Below are 16,756 nucleotides of genomic sequence, written 5' to 3'. Positions count from 1 at the left end.
CACGTGCTCCGCCAGCGTACCGGGGTCCGGCCGCGGCTGGCCGTCCGACGGCGTCTTTACCTTCGGGTCCATGAGCTGGCACTCCCGCCGCCTGGCTGCCTTCGACATCGAGACCACCGGGGTCGATCCCGAGTCCGATCGCATCGTCACGGCCGCGGTCGCGCTCGTCGGCGACGGGCGCCCGACCGAGAGCTTCGCCTGGCTCGTCGACCCGGGGGTCGAGATCCCCGCCGGCGCGACCGCCGTCCACGGCATCACGACCGCGCAGGCCCGGGCCGAGGGCCGGCATCCGGCGGCCGCCGTCGAGGCGATCACCGCGCTCCTCGCGGCGCAGCTCCGCGCCGGCGTCCCGGTCATCGCCTTCAACGCCCGCTTCGACCTCACGACGCTCGACCGCGAGGCGCGGCGGCACGGCGTGACGCCGCTCGTCGACCGCGTCGGCGGCGCGCAGGGCCTGCTCGTCGTCGACCCCTTCGTGCTCGACAAGCAGTACGACCGCTACCGCCGCGGCAAGCGCACGCTCGGCGCGGTCTGCGAGCACTACGCGATCCCGTTGCTCGACGCGCACGACGCCGACGCCGACGCGCTCGCCGCCGCGCGCGTCGCGTACCGGCTGGCGACCCGTCTGCCGGAGCTCCGCGAGACGGAGCTGCGTGCGCTCCACGCGCAGCAGGTCGGCTGGGCCGCCGAGCAGGCCGCCTCGCTCGAGGAGTACTTCCGCGAGCAGGGCCGCGCGGAGCGGATCGAGCGGGCCTGGCCGGTCGTGCCCGAGCCGCTGCCCGCCGTCGCGCTCGCGGCGTAGGCGGGGGCGGGCCCGGGCCCGGCGCCGGGCCTCGCGGGCCTCAGGCCGGGCGCCGCCCGACGAGCATCGTCGTGCGCTGCGTCAGCAGCGCGCTGCCGTCGTCCCCGTCGACGAGAGCGGTGCGGAACGTCACGACGCCGTCGGCGTCGCGCAGCCGCCGGTCGAGGATCTCGGCCTGCCCCGTGATGACGGTGCCCGGACGGACCGGGCCGGTCATCCGGAGCCCGTCGACGCCGAGCCCGGCGATGACGTGCGTGCGGTCCATGAACGCGTCGAAGAGGAGGCGCTGCGCGACGGCGATCGTGTGCAGGCCGCTCGCGATGAGGCCGCCGAACGGCGAGGCGCGCCCGGCCGCCTCGTCGACGTGGAAGGGCATCGGATCCCACGCGCGCGCGAACTCCATGATCTCGGCGGCGGTGAGCGAGCGGCGCCCGAGCGGGAAGACGGTGCCGGCGTCGAGGTCCTCGGCGTAGAGCATGGGCGGCATGATGCTCAGCGCGCGCGCGTCATGTCCGACGGCCTGTCAGGTGGTGCGCCGGTAGTCTCGGCGCATGGCTCGTCTCCCTGGTCTGGAATCGCTCGCGAACCTCGCCGCCAAGCCCGTCGGGGCCTTCGGCAACATCGCGAGCCGCCCGGCGGTGCTCCGCCCGCTCGACATGCTCCGCGGCACCGGCTCGCTCGAGAAGGCGGTCGCCGGGAAGGTCATCGTCATCACGGGCGCCTCGTCCGGCATCGGCGAGGAGACCGCGCTGCAGATCGGCCAGGCCGGCGGCACGGTCGTCCTGCTCGCCCGCGGCAAGGAGAACCTCGACAAGGTCGCCGAGCGCATCCGCGCCGCCGGGGGCGTCGCCGACCCCCGCCAGTGCGACCTCTCCGACTTCGACGCGATCGACCGCGTCGCCGCCGACATCCTGCAGACGTACGGCAGCGTCGACGTCCTCATCAACAACGCCGGCCGCTCGATCCGCCGGTCGGTCGCGCTCTCCTACGACCGCTTCCACGACTACGAGCGCACGATGCAGCTCAACTACTTCGCGGCGGTCCGGCTCATCCTCCGCTTCCTCCCGGGGATGCGCGAGCAGCAGAGCGGCCAGGTCATCAACATCTCCTCCTACGGCGTGCAGACGAAGGTGCCGCGCTTCGGCGCCTACATCGCGTCGAAGGCGGCCCTCGACACGCTCTGCGACTCGCTCCAGGCCGAGGTCCACGACGAGGGCGTCCGCTTCACGACGATCCACATGCCGCTCGTGCGCACGCCGATGATCGCCCCGACGAAGCTCTACGACCGCTTCCCGGCGCTGACGCCGGAGGACGCGGGGCACCTCGTCGCCCAGGCGATCGTCCACCGCTCGCGCCGGATGGGGCCGCCCTTCGGCAGCCTCGCCGGGCTGGCCGACTCCTTCAGCCCGTCGATCATGGACGAGATCCGCAACCGCGGCTACAAGATGTTCCCCGACTCGACGGCCGCGAAGGCCGGAGCCGAGGCGACCGAGACGGACGCGAAGGACGGCGTCACCGCGGCACAGGAGGCGTTCGCGCACCTGACGCGCGGCACGCACTGGTAGGCCCCGGCACGACCTCCCGTGCCGCGCTGTCAGCTTTGACGCGCGGCACGCACTGGTAGCCGTCCACCTCGGCGTGCGGTCAGGTGGGGACTATTCCCCCACGAGGCCGCACGCCGCGCCGTGTCCGGCGGAATCTCAGCGGTCCGCGCGGCGCTTGCGCAGCCAGCCGTCCCACAGCGGGCCGACGTAGGCCTTCAGCGGCGGGATCTCGATCCCGCTGCCGGCGAGGGCGTCGCGCTGGCGGGTCGTCTCGAAGCGGCAGCGGAACGGCGCGGCGTCGACGAGGCCGGGGGAGACGCCGATCATCGTGAGCGCGCGGTCGCGGACCCCGCCGATGACCGGGAGCCGGCCGAGGGTCTGGCCGGCCCAGAAGCCGATCGAGCCGGTGGACTGCGGCAGGGCGGCGACGAGGCGGGGGCCGCCGGCGTGCGCGGTGAGCGTCGCGAGGACGTCGTGGACGCGCTCGTCCTCGCTCGCGTAGAGCCCGAACGTGTTGCCGACGTCGACCCCGTCCGTCCCCGCGTTCAGGCCGATGTGGGCGATCGCCTGCGCGCAGCGGTCGACCGGCACCGTCGGCAGGCGGCCGAACTCGGGGACCGGGACGACGGAGTAGGCCGGCAGCGCCGCGAGCGCGGCGGCGACCGGGAAGAGCGCATAGGCCCCGTCGAGCTTGTCGGTCTCGCCCGTGTCGGTCGTCCCGACGACGGTGCCGGGACGGTAGATCCGGTAGGGCATCGCCGCGGTGTCGCGGACGAGGACCTCGGAGTCGAACTTCGAGCGGTGATAGGCGTGGGGGAAGCCCTGCCCGTGCCGCGGGTCGTCCTCCGGGAAGGTGCCCTCGAGGTCCCCGGCGGCGGCGACGGATGAGACCATGTGGAACAGGTCGACGCGGTGGTCGGCCGCGAACGCGAGGACGCGGCGGGTGCCTTCGACGTTCGCCTCCGCCATCTCCTCCGGGTCGGCGTCCATGTCGTAGATGGCGGCGAGGTGGAAGAGATGGTCCGGCGTGCCGGTGTACGGGTCGACGGTCAGGCCCTCCCGCGAGATGTCGCCGCGCACCGCGACGAGGCGCGACTCGTCGACGCCGAGGCGCTGCGCGATCTCCGCGAGGCGGCCGGCGGACTGCGGGCGCACGAGGGCGTGGACGACGGCGCCGCGCTTGAGCAGCTCCGCCACGACGAACCGGCCGAGGAAGCCGGTGGCCCCGGTGACGAAGCAGATCGGGCTTTCGCTCATGCCCCCATCCTTGCAGAGGCGGTGCCGGCGTCAGGCGGCGGTGAGGCGGGCGCGCAGCGCGTCGATCTCCTCGGCGGTCAGGCCGGCCGCGAGGAGCCAGACCTCGACGCCGCCGTGATCGCGCTCGAGGAGCTCGAGCACCCGCGGCATCGTGCCGGGCGTCGGCGCGTGGTGGGCCGGGTCGTGGCCGGAGAGCTCGTCGTGGTAGGTCGGCGAGGCGACGAGCCGCGCGATGATCGCCTCGATGTTCGGCGTCGACGCGATGTAGTCGGCCTCGATCGCGTCCGGCGAGGCCCCGGCGACGGCGAGCGCGAGGGCGACGACCGTGCCCGTGCGGTCCTTGCCGGCGGCGCAATGGACGAGCGTGGCGCCGTCGCTCCGGGCGATCGCGCGCAGCGACGCGACGATCGAGTCGGGCCGGCGCGCGAGGTAACCGAGGTAGGCCCGGACGGTCGGCAGCTCGTCGGGGTAGGTCCCGCCGGCCGAGCTGTCCCCCCAGGGACGGACGGTCCCGGAGTCGAGGTCGAGGTCGGTGCCGCCGCCGGTCGCCGGGTAGAGCGAGTGGTGCTCGATCCGCACGCGGTCGTCGGATTCGAGCGGACCGGGGCCCTCGGCGTCGCGCTCGTACTCGGTGCGCAGGTCGATGACGGTCCGCAGGCCGTGCTCCTCGATGAGCACCTCGATGTCGGCGGGGGTGAGGTCCTGGAGGTTGTCCGACCGCAGGAGGACGCCCCGGGGCACCTCGCGGCCGCCCTGGAGGGGCGTCCCTCCGAGGTCGCGGGCGTTCACGGTGCCCTCGAGCTCGATCGTCGTCGTCACGGTGCTCTCGTCGGCCACGCCACCACGCTAGCGCGCGGCGCCGCGCGGACCGTGGCCGTCCGGTGACCGGGACGCGGCCGGCGGGGGCGGCGCCGGGTCAGACGGACTGCAGCGGCGGCGGGTGCGACGGGCCCTCGCCCGCCTCGGCGGACGGCGCCGAGGCGTGCTGCTCGCTGAGCGGGATCGCGAGCACGATCTGCGCGCGGGCGACGATGACGAGCTCATGGCGCGTGGTCGGGGCCTCGCCGACGAGCGGCTCGACGATCACGTCCGTCAGGGCGACGAAGTCGCGTTCGGTCGCGTTGAGGACGTCGGACACCCGGGAGCGGTACCCGTCACGCTGGAGGGTGATCGTCCCCTCGATGCGGTGGCGGACCGTCTCGATCAGGACACGCTCGTAACGGTGCTGCTCCATGGCTTCCATTGTGCTTCTCATCGGCGCGCCGGCCAAGAAGCATGAACCTGGAGGCGCCGCCTCACGGGGGCGCCCGGCGGGCGGCGCGTACGGCCGCCCGGGGGTCAGGCGTCGGGCCCGCCCGCCTCTTCGCCGAGCGTGTCGAGCATCGAGACCGCGGTGATCTGCGCCGGGGTGCCGGCGACCTGGTCGTCGCCCATGTCCTGCAGCTCCGGGTGGAAGGCGACGTGGACGTTGATCTCCTCCTCGCCCGCGTCCTCCAGCACGATGACGGCGCGGCCCGGCCCGCCCGCGGCGTTCGGCGCCGCGCCGATGCCGGTCGCCGTCACCGTCGAGCGGACGGCGACGAGGACGTCCATCGCCAGCGCGCGCCAGTGGCCTGCGGCCTCCGCCTGCTCGGCGGGGGTCATGTCCTGCAGGTGGTGGGCGTTGCGGCTGGCCAGCGCGGACACGGCGGCGTTGAGGGCCGCGTCGGTGAGCAGGTCGTCGGCGTCGTAGGTCGGCACACCGGGAAGTGTGACGCCCCGGGGCCGGCGGCGTTCCGCCGCGGCCACGCAACGCACCGTGCGGTTCGGGCCGGGTGGAGGCGGGGCTGCGATGCTGGGCGCCCAGATGGCGAAATCGGATGCGATCGAAATCGACGCCGGCGGACGCGCGCTCCGGGTCTCGAGCGGCGACCGGGTGATCTTCCCCGCCACGGCGAAGACGCCGGAGATCAGCAAGCTCCAGGTCGTCGAGTACTACCTCGCCGTCGAAGACGGGATCCTCCGCGCCCTCCGCGAGCGCCCGACGACGCTCGAGCGCTGGCCGAAGGGCGTCCACGAGGGGATCGTGCTGTCCACCCGCGAGAAGGGCGGGGGCGACGCGTTCTTCCAGAAGCGCGTCCCGCGCGGCGCGCCCGACTACCTCGAGACGGCGACGATCGAGTTCCCGTCCGGGCGCACGGCCGACGAGATCTGCCCGACGGAGATCGCGGTCGTCGGGTGGGCCGCGCAGATGGGGACGATCACGTTCCACCCGTGGCCGGTGCGGCGCGCGGACGTCGACCACCCGGACGAGATGCGGATCGACCTCGACCCGCAGCCGGGCACCGACTTCGACGACGCGGTGCGCGTGGCCGCCGAGGCGCGCAAGCTCCTCCAGGAGCTCGGCTTCCGTGGCTTCCCGAAGACGTCGGGCGGGCGCGGCGTCCACATCTACGTCCGCATCGAGCCGAGGTGGACGTTCACGGACGTGCGCCACGCGGTCATCGCGTTCGGCCGCGAGCTCGAGCGGCGGATGCCGGGCGAGGTGACGACGAAGTGGTGGAAGGAGGAGCGCGGCGCCCGCGTCTTCGTGGACTACAACCAGAACGCGCGCGACCGGACCATCGCCTCGGCCTACTCGATCCGCCCGCGTCCGGGCGCGCCGGTCTCCGCGCCGCTCACCTGGGACGAGCTGCCGTCGGTCCAGCCCGAGGACTTCACCGTCGCGACGATGCCGGCGCGCTTCGCCGAGATCGGCGACCGGCACGCCGGGATCGACGACGTCCACCACTCGCTGCAGCCGCTGCTGGACCTGTACGAGCGCGACGAGGCGGGCGACATGCCCTACCCGCCGGACTACCCGAAGATGCCGGGCGAGCCCAAGCGCGTTCAGCCCTCGCGGGCCCGCGACGACACCTGACGAGGGTTCGAACCCATAAGCGACGCTGACGGCGGAGGTGCGAAAACGTGCTTGCGCTGATGGGCGGCGTCGCCTACCGTTGTCCAGGTCATGTCCTCCGCCGTCGCCGTCAGCACGCTGCGCCCGGCCGCCCCCGTCGGCGAGACGTGGACGTGGACGTGGCCGCCGGCCCCGGCGGCGACGTGCATGGCGAAGCACGGCGACCAGCGCTGCGGCGACTGAGCGGGAGTCATCTCATGGCTTCCGCGACGTTCGCGGAAGCCACGGCCACCCGGACCCGCAAGGGCACCCGGGTGGTGTGGGACCGCGACTCCATCATCACGGCCATCCAGGAATGGGTGGCCCGCTATGGCGAGCCGCCGCGCGCGGCCGACTGGAACCCGTCCTCCGCGAGGTGGTCGGCCCAGGACTGGCGGATCGCCAGGTACCGGGCCGGCCGTGAGGACGGCTCCGCCTGGCCGGCGCTCAACTCCGCCAAGCGCCCGTTCGACGGCTCCCTGAACGCCGCCGTCCGCGCGGCCGGCTTGGAGCCGGCCAGGCCGGGGCCGCGGCGCCGGGGACGGGTCGACCTGACGCGGGCCCACGACGCCGATCTCGGCGCCGATGGCCGCGCCCTGGTCGATGCCGCCCGGGCAGAGGTGCGGCAGGCCGAGCGACGGATCGCGCAGCTGGACCGTACGCGTGCACGTCCGGACGACGTGCGCGCCGAGCGGGACGCGGCGCGCCGGGCGGCGTCCCGGCCGGTCGTGAGGACGAAGGTGGTGCGCGAGCGCGTCGTGGACGACGCGGCCGTCGCGCGGGCCGTCTCGAGGGCGAAGGTCCTCGAGGACAAGGCCCGCGCGGCGGCCCGGGAGTCCCGGGCGCTCGTGGCGGAGGCCCGGCGACGGTGCACGCCCTGCGCGAGGAGCGCCGGGAGCTTGCCGCCGCCCTGCACCGGGCCGAGGACCGGGCGATCGCGCTCGGGCCCACCCACCCGCTCGCCGAGGCCCGAGCCGTCGCCGCGGTGAAGGGCGAGCCCCGCCGGCTGACCCCGGCGGAGCTCGAGGACCTGCGGGCCACCGGGCCCGCCGGGCCGGCGGTCATGGCCAAGGCCCTCGGCGACCTCGCCGCCGCGCGCCGCTGCGGCAACCCGACCGCCCTGCGCGAGGCGCTCTCGCGCGTCGCGCGCGCCGCGGTCACCTGGCAGGAGCGGCTGTAGGCCCGCCGCTCCTGCCTCCCCCGGAGCCGAAACCCGATATTCGTCCCCCGGTCGGGCTCTTATCGGGTTTCGGCGGGGAGGGGGGCGCCGGCCGCGGCGAGCCCCATGCGGAGCGCGCCCGCCATCTCGACGACCGCGTCGTGTGAGGTCCGGGAGACGGCGGTCATGTTCGCGAAGCCGTGGATGAGGGCGTCGTGGCGGCGCACGGCGACCGGGACCCCGAACTGCGCGAGCTTCTCGGCGTACAGCTCGCCCTCGTCCCGCAGCGGGTCGAAGCCGGCCGTCGTGACGTAGGCGGGCGGCAGGCCCGAGAGGTCGGCCGCGCGCAGCGGGGCGGCGCGGACGTCCTCGACGTCCGGCGCGTAGGACTCGGTGAACCAGGCCATGTCCTCGTCGACGAGGAAGAAGCCCTTGGAGAACAGCTCGCCCGAGCGGGTCGGCAGCGAGCGGTCGGTCGCCGGGTAGATGAGGAGCTGGAAGGCGGGGAGCGGGTCCCCGCTCGCGAGCGCCTGCTGGCAGACGACGGCCGCGAGGTTGCCGCCCGCGCTGTCGCCGCCGACGGCGATGCGCTCGGGGTCGAGGCCGAGCGTCGCGGCGTTCTCGTGGACCCAGCGCGACGCGGCGATCGCGTCGTCGACCGCGGCGGGGAACGGGTCCTCCGGGGCGAGGCGGTAGTCGACGGCGATGACCGTCACCTGCGCGTGGAAGCAGAGCATCCGGCAGAGCTCGTCGTGGGTGTCGAGGTCGCCGAAGACGAAGCCGCCGCCGTGGAGGAACACGAGCGCCGGCCGCGGCTCCGGGAGGGCCTTGCCGGGCGGGTCGTAGCGGCGGGCCGGGAGCGGCGCGACCGGGCCCGGGATCGTCAGGTCGGTGACGGACGCTACCCGCGGGATGGGCAGCGCGTTGACCATCGCGGCGCGGCGGACCTCGCGGCGCGCGACGTCGGCGCCGAGGCCCGACCACGGGCCGGGGGACGAGGCCTCGAGCGCCTTGAGGACGAGCTGGATCTGCGGGTCGAGCGTCTGCCCGTCGCGCACGATCGGCTTGCCCGCGAGCAGCCGGACGGTGCGGGGGGAGAGGCGCGACAGGAGCCGGGCACCGGCCCGTTCGGCGCGGTCGCGCGGCGTCAGCTTGTAGGTGGGCATCCCAGGACGCTACTGCGCGGGGACCCAGCCGGCGGCGAAGGCGCCCGCCGGGATGTCGCCGGGGTAGGGCGGGAAGAAGCGCCGCGCGAGGCGCTCGCCGGCGCGACCGAGCAGCAGCGGGTGCAGGTCGCCGATCGTCAGCAGCACGAGGATCGTCGCCCCGATCTGCAGGTCGGCGGCGTTCGGCTCCGCGCCGTCGATGACCCCGTCCGCGGCGAGCGCGTCGATGTGGTCGAGCTTCGCCGGGAGGCCCGCGAGGTCGGCGACGAGCCGCTCGCACGTGATGCCGTGGTACTTCCACGAGGCCCGCACGAAGCGCATGGCGTAGTCCGTCCCCGGCCCGTCGAGCGGGCCGCCGCCCGCGAGCGTCCCCATCGCCTCGGGGCGGAAGTGCAGCGCGCCCCAGGTGAGGCGCCGGCCGAGGTCCTGCAGCTCCTCGTCGCCCCAGGCCTCGGCCGCGCGCACGGCGTCCGCGATCGGCGCCGGGAAGAGCGGCGGGTCGGGCTGCAGCGCCTCGAGGCGGGCGAGGATCGCGCGCGACCCGTGCACCGGCTCGCCGTCGACGGTCATCCCGGGGACCGTCCGGCCCTCGGGGCCGTAGATCGCCTCCATCTCGTCGCCGTGCGGGCCCGGCGTCAGCGCGACCTTCTCGTAGTCAAGCCCCTTGCGCTGCAGCGCCATCTCCGCGGTCAGGCACGGATGGGACGGCGGCAGGACGTGGAGGACGATCTCGGGCATCGCGCGAGCGTACGGGACCGCCGGGTACCACGGCGCACCCGAGCGCGCCGTAACCGATACCGTCGCCGCCATGGCGCCCCTTCCGAATCCGGTTGCCCGTCTTGGCGCAATGGCCCAGAACGCGCTGGAGGTGGCCCGCTTCGGTGGCCTGGACACCGGCGAGGAGGCCGCGCCCTTCGAGGTCGTCGCCGAGCAGCGGATCTTCAAGCTCCGGCGGTACTTCGCGAACGCCGTGCTGAAGGACGCGCCCGCGATCATCCTCGTCCCCCCGATGATGCTCGCCGCCGAGGTGTGGGACGTCTCCCCGCACGCGAGCGCGGTCCGCGAGCTCCACGGCCACGGCGTCGACGCCTGGGTCGTCGACTTCGGCTCGCCGAGCGAGATCGAGGGCGGGCTCGAGCGCAACCTCGCCGACCACGTCGTCGCGGTGTCCGAGGCCGTCGACCTCGTCCGCGGTGTCGTCGGCAAGGACGTCCACCTCGCGGGCTACAGCCAGGGCGGGATGTTCTGCTACCAGGCCGGCGCCTACCGCCGCGGCAAGGGCCTGTCGAGCATCGTCACCTTCGGCAGCCCGGTCGACACCCGCGGCGTCATCCCGTTCGGCCTGCCCGAGGAGGTCATCGCGAAGGGGGCCGCCGTCCTCGGCGACCTCTTCGGCGGCAACCAGCTCCCGGCGTGGGCCTCCCGGGCGGGCTTCCGCCTCCTGGACCCGGTGAAGGCCGTCCGCCAGCAGGTCGACTTCGTCATGCAGCTGCACGACCGCGAGGCACTCCTGCCGCGCGAGGGGCAGCGCCGCTTCCTCCAGGCCGACGGCTTCGTCGCCTGGCCCGGCCCGGCGCTCGCCGACTTCATGCGCCAGTTCGTCGCGCACAACCGCATGCTCCGGGGCGGCTTCGTCATCGAGGACCGCCTCGTGACGCTCGCGGACATCACGTGCCCGGTGCTGACCTTCGTCGGCGAGGTCGACGAGATCGCCCCGCCCGCCTCGGTGCGCCCGATCATCTTCGCCGCCCCGCGGGCGACGATCTACGAGAAGTCGATGCGGGCCGGGCACTTCGGCCTCGTCGTCGGCTCGACGTCGACGCGGGAGACCTGGCCCGTCGTCGCCGGCTGGACGAAGTGGCGCGAGGACCACGGCAAGCTCCCCGAGGACGTCGGGCTCGCCGGCGACCCCGCGGCCGTCGTCCCGAGCGCCGGGATGGGCCCGCGCGTCGGGTACGGCGTGCAGCTCGCGGCCGGGGTCGGGGCCGGGCTCGTCCGCGGCGCGACCCGCGGCGCCTCCCGCACCGTCGGGACCGTCCGCGAGCTCGGCGTGGAGGCGGCGGAGCAGCTCCCGCGCCTCAGCCGGCTGGAGGCCGTCCGCCCGCGCACCCGCACGTCGCTCGCGCTCATGCTCGACGAGGGCCACGACCGCAGCCCGGACACCGTCCTGTTCCTCTTCGAGGACCGCGCCCACACGCGCGCCGCCGCGAAGCACCGCATCGACTCCGTCGTCCGCGGCCTCATCTCGCTCGGCGTCCGCCAGGGCGAGCACGTCGGCGTCCTCATGGACATGCGCCCGAGCGCCCTGACCGCGGTCGTGGCGCTCAACCGGATCGGCGCGGTGTCGGTCCTCCTGCGCCCGGACGGCGCGGTCACCCGCGAGGCGCGGCTCGGCCAGGTCTCGCGGATCGTCTGCGACCCGCAGCACATGGAGATCGCCGCCCAGGTCGACGCGCAGATCCTCGTCCTCGGCGGGGGCGCCCAGGAGCGCGACCTCGGGCCGAACGTCGTCGACATGGAGCGCATCGACCCGGACACGGTCGTGCTCCCGCGCTGGTACCGGCCGAACCCCGGCCGCGCCCGTGACCTCGCCTACATCCTCTTCACCGGCGAGGGTGAGCGGACCCGCATCAACCGCATCACGAACGGCCGCTGGCTCCTGTCGGCGATGGGCACCGCGTCGTCCGCGTCGCTCGGCGGGGCGGACACGATCTACTCGGTGACGCCGGTCTACCACCCGTCCGGCCTGCTCGTCGGCATCGGCGGCGCGATCGCCGGCGGCTCGCGGATCGCGATGGCCCGCCACTGGGACCCGACGACGTTCTGGGACGAGGTCCGCCGCTACGGGGTCACGATCGTCACGTACACGTGGACGATGCTCCGCGACCTCGTGGAGGCCCCGCCGCATCCCGGCGAGCGCCACCACCCCGTGCGGCTCTTCGTCGGCTCCGGCATGCCGCCCGCGCTGTGGCGGCGGACGCTGGACCGCTTCGGCCCCGCCGGCGTCGTCGAGTTCTACACCTCGTCGGTGGGCGACGCGGTGCTCGTGAACCTCGGCACGAAGAAGATCGGCGCGATGGGCCGCCGGCTGCCCGGCAGCGCGCGCGTGCGGATCGCCGCGTACGACCCGGACGCCGGCCGCCTGGAGACCGGGAAGGACGGCTTCGCGATCGTCTGCGACCGCGACGAGGTCGGGATGCTGCTGTGCGAGGCCGACGCCGACGATCCCGCCGGCAGCGACAGCGCGCTGCGCGGTGTCTTCAAGCGCGACGACGCCTGGCTCGCCACCGGCGACCTCTTCCGCCGCGACGTCGACGGTGACTACTGGCTCGTCGACCCGGTCGGCTCGCTCATCCACACCTCGCGCGGCGCCGTCCCGAGCGCGCCGATCCGCGACGCCCTCGGGCGCCTGGACGCCGTGGACCTCGCCGTCTGTTACGGCGTGCCCGGGCCCGGCGGCAAGGCGGTCGCGGTCGCGGCGGTCACCCTGCGCGAGGGGCAGGAGCTCACGGCCGCGAAGGTCACCGAGGCGCTCTCGCGGCTCGAGCCACGGCGCCGCCCGTCGCTCGTGCGGGTCGTCGCGGAGCTTCCCGTGACGACGTGGTTCCGCCCGCTCTCGGGCCAGCTGCGCGCCGAGGGCATCCCGACGGTCGGGCAGGACCTCCCGGTGTGGGTGTTCGACGAGGAACGCGCGGCGTACCGCAAGCTCACGCTCGCGGCGCGAAAGAAGCTGGCCTCCTCGCCTGACGGCTCGGCGGCTTCGTGAGTTCTTCGCCCAGGGGCTCAGAACATCGCGGCGGGCGAGGGATCAGGGTGAGCCGACCCCTCAGGCGACGCCCGCGTCCTTCAGCCAGCCCCAGAGCGTGTCGGGGTCGACGACCTCGACCCCGAGCGTCGCCGCCTTGTCGGTCTTCGCGGCGCCGACGTTCGCGCCCGCGAGGAGGTAGGTCGTCGTCGCGCTCACCGAGGAGGACGCGGTCGCGCCCGCCTGCTCGACGAGCCGCGTGAGGTCCGGCCGGCTGATCTTCGCCCCGGTGACCCCGTGGGTGAAGGCGCCGGTGACGACGACGGTCGCGCCCTTCAGCGGCGAGTCGCCGGCGGCGGCGACGTCGACCGGCCGGTCCTCGTCGAGGACGTCGAGGTGGACGCCGAGCTCGCGCAGCGCGGCGATCTCGGTGACGATCGTCTCGCGGGCGAAGAAGGCGACGAGCGACTCGGCGACCTTCGTGCCGATGTCGCGGATCGCTTCGAGCTCCGCGACGGTCGCGGCGGCGACGTCCTCGATCCGCTCGTAGCCGGCGAGGCACAGGCGCTTGGCGATGCCGTCGGAGGCCATCGGGATCGCGAGGCCGATGAGCGCCCGCCGCAGCCCGAGCCCCTTGGAGCGCTCGATCGCGTCGACCGTGTTCCTCGCGGAGACCTCGCCCATGCGCTCGTAGCCCATGAGCTGCTCGGCGGTGAGGCGGTAGAAGTCGGCGCGGGTCTGCAGGACGCCGTCGTCGGCGAGCTTCTCGATCCACACGTTGCCGACGCCCTCCATGTCGGCGGCCGGGCGCGAGGCCCAGTGCATGAGCCGGCGCGTGATCTGCGCGGGGCACTGCAGGTTCGTGCACCAGCGCTCCTCACCGGTGCCGCGGATCTCGAGCTCGGTCCCGCACGAGGGGCAGTCGACCGGCGGGACGATCTCCTCCTCGCTGCCGTCGCGGTCCTCGACGATCGCCCGGCCGGCGAACGGGATGACGTCGCCGCGGCGGACGACGGCGACGGTGTCCCCGACGCGCAGGTCGCGCTCGCGGATGAGGCGCGGGTTGTGGAGCGTGATGTTCTCGACGGTGACGCCGCCGACGAAGACCGGCTCGACGCGGGCGCGGGGCGCGATCCGGCCGACCTTCCCGACCTGCCACTCGACGGCGAGGAGCTTCGTCGTCCGCTCCTCCGGCGGGTACTTGAAGGCGATCGCGCCACGCGGCTCGGCCGAGTTGAACCCCGCCGCGTCGAACTCGGCCGGGTCGTGGAGGCGGACGACGGCGCCGTCGATGTCGTAGTCGAGGTCGTCGCGGCGGGCGCCGATCGCCTCGATCGCCGCGATGACGGCGTCCGCATCCGGGCAGACGACGGTCGCCGCGTCCTCGATCCCGTCGAGCGCGGCGATGTCGACCGGCGCGCCGTCGCGGTCGGCGCCGAACGCGAAGAAGCGCAGCAGGCGCCCGGCGGCGGCGGCCGCCTCGGGATCCTTCTGCATGAGCGTGCCGGCGGCGCCGCTGCGGGGATTCGTCAGGATCCGGTCCGGGTGCGCCTCGTTGTAGGCGCTCCAGACGGAGCGGAGCATGACGGCCTCGCCGCGGACCTCGACGCGGCCGTCCTCGCCGATCGCGTGGGGGAGGTCCGGGACGACATGGCGCACCTTCTCGGTGACGAGCTCGCCGACCTCGCCCGTGCCGCGCGTGGCGACGTGCTCGAGCGTCCCGCCCGTGTAGACGACGCTCAGCGAGAGGCCGTCGAGCTTCTCGCTCACGCGGAAGACCTTCCCGGGGAAGCGCTCGCAGAAGGCGCGGATCTGCTCCTCGGTCGTCGCCTTGCCGAGGGAGAGCATCGGGCGGGCGTGGCGGACGGTCGGGCCGGTGAGCTCGCTCGGGGCGTTGACCTTCCCGAGCGGGCTGTCGGCGGGCTCGAGCTCCGGGTGCTCGGCGACGAGCGCCGCGAGCTCGTCCTTCAGCGCGTCGTACTCGGCGTCCGGGAGGGGCGAGTCGCCGACGGCGTAGTACGCGTCGTTCAGGCGCTGCACCTCGCCGGCGAGCTCCTCGATGCGCTGCTTGACGGCCGGCGGGGCCTGCGGGTCCTTCGGGTCGGGCACCCCGGCATCCTCCCGCACCGGCCGGTCGCCTACGGTGTCCGCATGGCCACCGCCGACCTCACGATCCTCGCCCTCGGCCGCCCCGACCCGAGCGCGAGCGCCTACATCGCGGAGATCCAGCGCCGCCTCGCCGCGCAGGACCGCGTGCGCTACCTCATGCACGCGATGGGGACGTCGCTCGAGGGCGAGACGGCGGACATCCTCGCGGTCGTCGGCGAGCTGCACGCCGTCCCGTTCGACATGGGGATCCCGCGCGTCTACACCGTCCTGAAGCTCGACGAGCGGCGCGACCGGCCGCAGACGCTCGCAGACAAGGTCGCGTCCGTCGAGGCGCGGCTGGCCGAGGGCTGAGCGCGTGGTCCGCGTCCTCTTCTACGAGCCACGCATCGCCGGCAACACCGGCAACGCGATCCGCCTGAGCGCGGCGACCGGGTGCGAGCTGCATCTCGTCGAGCCGCTCGGCTTCGACCTCACCGACGCGAACCTCCGGCGGGCGGGGCTCGACTACCACGACCTCGCGTCGCTCACGGTCCATCCGGGCCTCGAGGCGGCCTGGGCGGCGCTCGCCCCGGCGCGGGTGTTCGCGTTCACGACGAAGGCGACGCGCTCGTTCGCGGACGTGCAGTACGTCGAGGGGGACGTCCTGCTCTTCGGGCCCGAGCCCGTCGGCCTGCCCGACGCGGTGGTCGCCGACCCCCACATCACCGAGCGGCTCCGCATCCCGATGCTCCCGGCGCGGCGATCGCTGAACCTCTCGAACGCCGCCGCGGTGGCGGTGTACGAGGCGTGGCGCCAGCTCGGGTTCGGCGGGGCGGCGGTCAGCGGTCCAGCGACGCCTTGAGCGCGAGGACCGCGGCGGCCGCGTCGCGGACGCGCGCCTCGGGGAGCGTGCCGGTGCGCACGTCGGCGACGAGCGTGGTGTGCGCGGTGGCCGAGGAGGCCGAGGACCGCGCGAAGAGCAGGAGGTCGAGGCCGGCGCGGAGCGCCCGCAGGGCCGGGCGGTCGCGGCCGGCGATGGCGTTCGCGTCGAGGTCGTCGGAGATCGTCGGCGTCGTGGTGGGGACCCCGGCCGCGGGCAGCTCCTTCGCGTACGTGGCGGGGTCGAGGACCGCGGGGGCGTCGCCGGCCAGCAGCCGCGGGTACGTCGCGTTGCTCAGCATCACGAGCGTGCGGTCCTCCTTCGCGCAGCGCGCGTAGGGCGCGTAGTCGCTGCGGAGGGCGGCCGCGGGCGCGTCGATCCGCACGCGCTCGAGGTCCGTGTTCGCGCCGGCCCGCCCGAGCCCGGGGAAGTGCTTCAGCGCCGCCGCGACGCCGGCGCCGCGCAGGCCCGCGGCGAACGCGCACGCCCGCTGGGCGACGACGGCGGGGTCGCTGCCGAACGCGCGGGTCCCGAGGAAGGAGCCGTGCACGCGCTTGACGTCCGCGACCGGGGCGAGGTCGAGCGTGATGCCCAGGCCGTGCAGCAGCCTGCCGGTGGCGGCGCCCTCGGCGCGGGCGACGGCGACGCTGCGCATCGCGGCGGGCGCGCGGGACGGCGGCCCGGCGAGGCGCTTCACCGCACCGCCCTCCTGGTCGGTCATGACGAGCAGGGGCGCGTTCCCGCCGGCCTTGGCGGCGGCCTGCAGCCGGGCGACGGCGCGGCGGGTCGCCGCCGGGCCGCCGGCGACGTTCGGCGCGAAGAGGATGACGGAGCCGAGCTCGCCGCGGCGGATGCGGGCGAGGAAGGCCGCCGGGGGCGTCCGGCCCGGGTAGACGCCGGCGAGCGTCTGCCCGACGGCCCGCGTCAGCGGGAGCCTCGCGGGGGACGCGGCGGCCTCCGCGGCCCGCGCGGCGGCGGTCGGGCCGCCGCCGGTGTCCCCACCGCCGCGGGTCAGCGCGATGACGGCGACGACGGCGACGAGCAGCGCCCCGAGCGCCACCGTCCGCCGCCGGGCGTAGTTGGGCCTGGCGGGCATCAGCGCTCGAGCCTACCCCGCGTCCCGCGCCGCCGAACGCGGTCCCGCGTCCCCTGCCCGGCCGAGACCCGATAGAGGCCCAACTGGGGGACCGAGAACGGG

General features: G+C 74.8%; 17 protein-coding genes. 8 read left to right on the top strand and 9 right to left on the bottom strand.

Annotated elements, in window-relative coordinates; translation table 11 throughout:
* Nucleotides 1–70 precede the first annotated feature (70 nt).
* Nucleotides 71–802 (top strand): exonuclease domain-containing protein, encoded by a 732-nt coding sequence (locus NBH00_RS19695; RefSeq protein ID WP_254570279.1) that lies wholly within the window; start codon nucleotides 71–73, stop codon nucleotides 800–802.
* Between the two features lie 40 nt (nucleotides 803–842).
* Here NBH00_RS19695 and NBH00_RS19690 read toward each other — a convergent pair whose 3' ends face one another.
* Nucleotides 843–1,280, bottom strand: coding sequence for a MaoC/PaaZ C-terminal domain-containing protein (locus tag NBH00_RS19690; protein WP_254570278.1), 438 nt, complete (start codon nucleotides 1,278–1,280; stop codon nucleotides 843–845).
* Between the two features lie 73 nt (nucleotides 1,281–1,353).
* Here NBH00_RS19690 and NBH00_RS19685 point away from each other — a divergent pair, with 73 nt between their 5' ends.
* A complete protein-coding gene (locus tag NBH00_RS19685) occupies nucleotides 1,354–2,367 on the top strand; it encodes an SDR family NAD(P)-dependent oxidoreductase (RefSeq protein WP_254570277.1) in 1,014 nt (337 codons plus the stop codon).
* Between the two features lie 135 nt (nucleotides 2,368–2,502).
* Here the strand turns inward: NBH00_RS19685 and NBH00_RS19680 are convergent, their stop codons facing one another.
* From NBH00_RS19680 to NBH00_RS19665, 4 genes are all read right to left on the bottom strand, one after another.
* On the bottom strand, nucleotides 2,503–3,603 hold the full coding sequence (locus tag NBH00_RS19680) for an SDR family oxidoreductase (protein WP_254570276.1): 1,101 nt from the start codon (nucleotides 3,601–3,603) through the stop codon (nucleotides 2,503–2,505).
* A 30-nt stretch (nucleotides 3,604–3,633) separates the two neighbouring features.
* Nucleotides 3,634–4,440, bottom strand: a complete 807-nt coding sequence (locus NBH00_RS19675) for a tyrosine-protein phosphatase (RefSeq protein ID WP_254570275.1) — start codon at nucleotides 4,438–4,440, stop codon at nucleotides 3,634–3,636.
* A 79-nt stretch (nucleotides 4,441–4,519) separates the two neighbouring features.
* Nucleotides 4,520–4,837 carry a DUF6812 domain-containing protein gene (locus NBH00_RS19670; RefSeq protein WP_254570274.1) on the bottom strand — a complete coding sequence of 106 codons (318 nt, stop codon included), beginning with the start codon at nucleotides 4,835–4,837 and terminating at the stop codon, nucleotides 4,520–4,522.
* A gap of 104 nt (nucleotides 4,838–4,941) precedes the next feature.
* Nucleotides 4,942–5,343, bottom strand: coding sequence for a hypothetical protein (locus tag NBH00_RS19665; RefSeq protein ID WP_254570273.1), 402 nt, complete (start codon nucleotides 5,341–5,343; stop codon nucleotides 4,942–4,944).
* A gap of 106 nt (nucleotides 5,344–5,449) precedes the next feature.
* Between NBH00_RS19665 and ligD the strand changes: the two genes are divergently transcribed.
* The 3 genes from ligD to NBH00_RS19655 all read left to right on the top strand — a co-directional run bounded on the left by ligD (nucleotide 5,450) and on the right by NBH00_RS19655 (nucleotide 7,700).
* Nucleotides 5,450–6,502: a non-homologous end-joining DNA ligase gene (gene ligD / locus NBH00_RS19660; protein WP_254570272.1), complete on the top strand. Its 1,053-nt coding sequence runs from the start codon at nucleotides 5,450–5,452 to the stop codon at nucleotides 6,500–6,502.
* A 90-nt stretch (nucleotides 6,503–6,592) separates the two neighbouring features.
* Nucleotides 6,593–6,724, top strand: a complete 132-nt coding sequence (locus NBH00_RS25325) for a hypothetical protein (protein WP_302182656.1) — start codon at nucleotides 6,593–6,595, stop codon at nucleotides 6,722–6,724.
* 664 nt (nucleotides 6,725–7,388) lie between these two features.
* Nucleotides 7,389–7,700, top strand: a complete 312-nt coding sequence (locus NBH00_RS19655) for a hypothetical protein (RefSeq protein ID WP_254570271.1) — start codon at nucleotides 7,389–7,391, stop codon at nucleotides 7,698–7,700.
* Between the two features lie 59 nt (nucleotides 7,701–7,759).
* Here NBH00_RS19655 and NBH00_RS19650 read toward each other — a convergent pair whose 3' ends face one another.
* Entirely contained in the window at nucleotides 7,760–8,845 is a 1,086-nt protein-coding gene (locus NBH00_RS19650) for an alpha/beta hydrolase (RefSeq protein ID WP_254570270.1), read from the bottom strand.
* Nucleotides 8,846–8,854: 9 nt separating this feature from the next.
* The gene (locus NBH00_RS19645) at nucleotides 8,855–9,583 is read right to left on the bottom strand and encodes a glutathione S-transferase N-terminal domain-containing protein (protein WP_254570269.1); all 729 of its coding nucleotides are present in this window, start codon (nucleotides 9,581–9,583) and stop codon (nucleotides 8,855–8,857) included.
* 70 nt (nucleotides 9,584–9,653) lie between these two features.
* On the opposite strand from NBH00_RS19645, the gene NBH00_RS19640 reads away from it, so the two are divergent.
* Nucleotides 9,654–12,611, top strand: coding sequence for an AMP-binding protein (locus NBH00_RS19640; RefSeq protein WP_302182655.1), 2,958 nt, complete (start codon nucleotides 9,654–9,656; stop codon nucleotides 12,609–12,611).
* Nucleotides 12,612–12,671: 60 nt separating this feature from the next.
* Here NBH00_RS19640 and ligA read toward each other — a convergent pair whose 3' ends face one another.
* The gene (gene ligA, locus NBH00_RS19635; RefSeq protein ID WP_254570267.1) at nucleotides 12,672–14,699 is read right to left on the bottom strand and encodes an NAD-dependent DNA ligase LigA; all 2,028 of its coding nucleotides are present in this window, start codon (nucleotides 14,697–14,699) and stop codon (nucleotides 12,672–12,674) included.
* 42 nt (nucleotides 14,700–14,741) lie between these two features.
* On the opposite strand from ligA, the gene NBH00_RS19630 reads away from it, so the two are divergent.
* A complete protein-coding gene (locus tag NBH00_RS19630) occupies nucleotides 14,742–15,050 on the top strand; it encodes an MTH1187 family thiamine-binding protein (protein WP_254570266.1) in 309 nt (102 codons plus the stop codon).
* A gap of 4 nt (nucleotides 15,051–15,054) precedes the next feature.
* On the top strand, nucleotides 15,055–15,540 hold the full coding sequence (locus NBH00_RS19625) for a tRNA (cytidine(34)-2'-O)-methyltransferase (RefSeq protein ID WP_254570265.1): 486 nt from the start codon (nucleotides 15,055–15,057) through the stop codon (nucleotides 15,538–15,540).
* Here NBH00_RS19625 and NBH00_RS19620 read toward each other — a convergent pair.
* Nucleotides 15,518–16,654: a glycoside hydrolase family 3 N-terminal domain-containing protein gene (locus tag NBH00_RS19620; protein WP_254570264.1), complete on the bottom strand. Its 1,137-nt coding sequence runs from the start codon at nucleotides 16,652–16,654 to the stop codon at nucleotides 15,518–15,520. The genes NBH00_RS19625 and NBH00_RS19620 overlap by 23 nt on opposite strands.
* Nucleotides 16,655–16,756 lie beyond the last annotated feature (102 nt).

Origin of the sequence: Paraconexibacter antarcticus (genome assembly GCF_024220175.1) — a bacterium.
GTDB lineage: Bacteria > Actinomycetota > Thermoleophilia > Solirubrobacterales > Solirubrobacteraceae > Paraconexibacter > Paraconexibacter antarcticus.
This window is presented reverse-complemented; position numbering and strand designations above follow the sequence as displayed.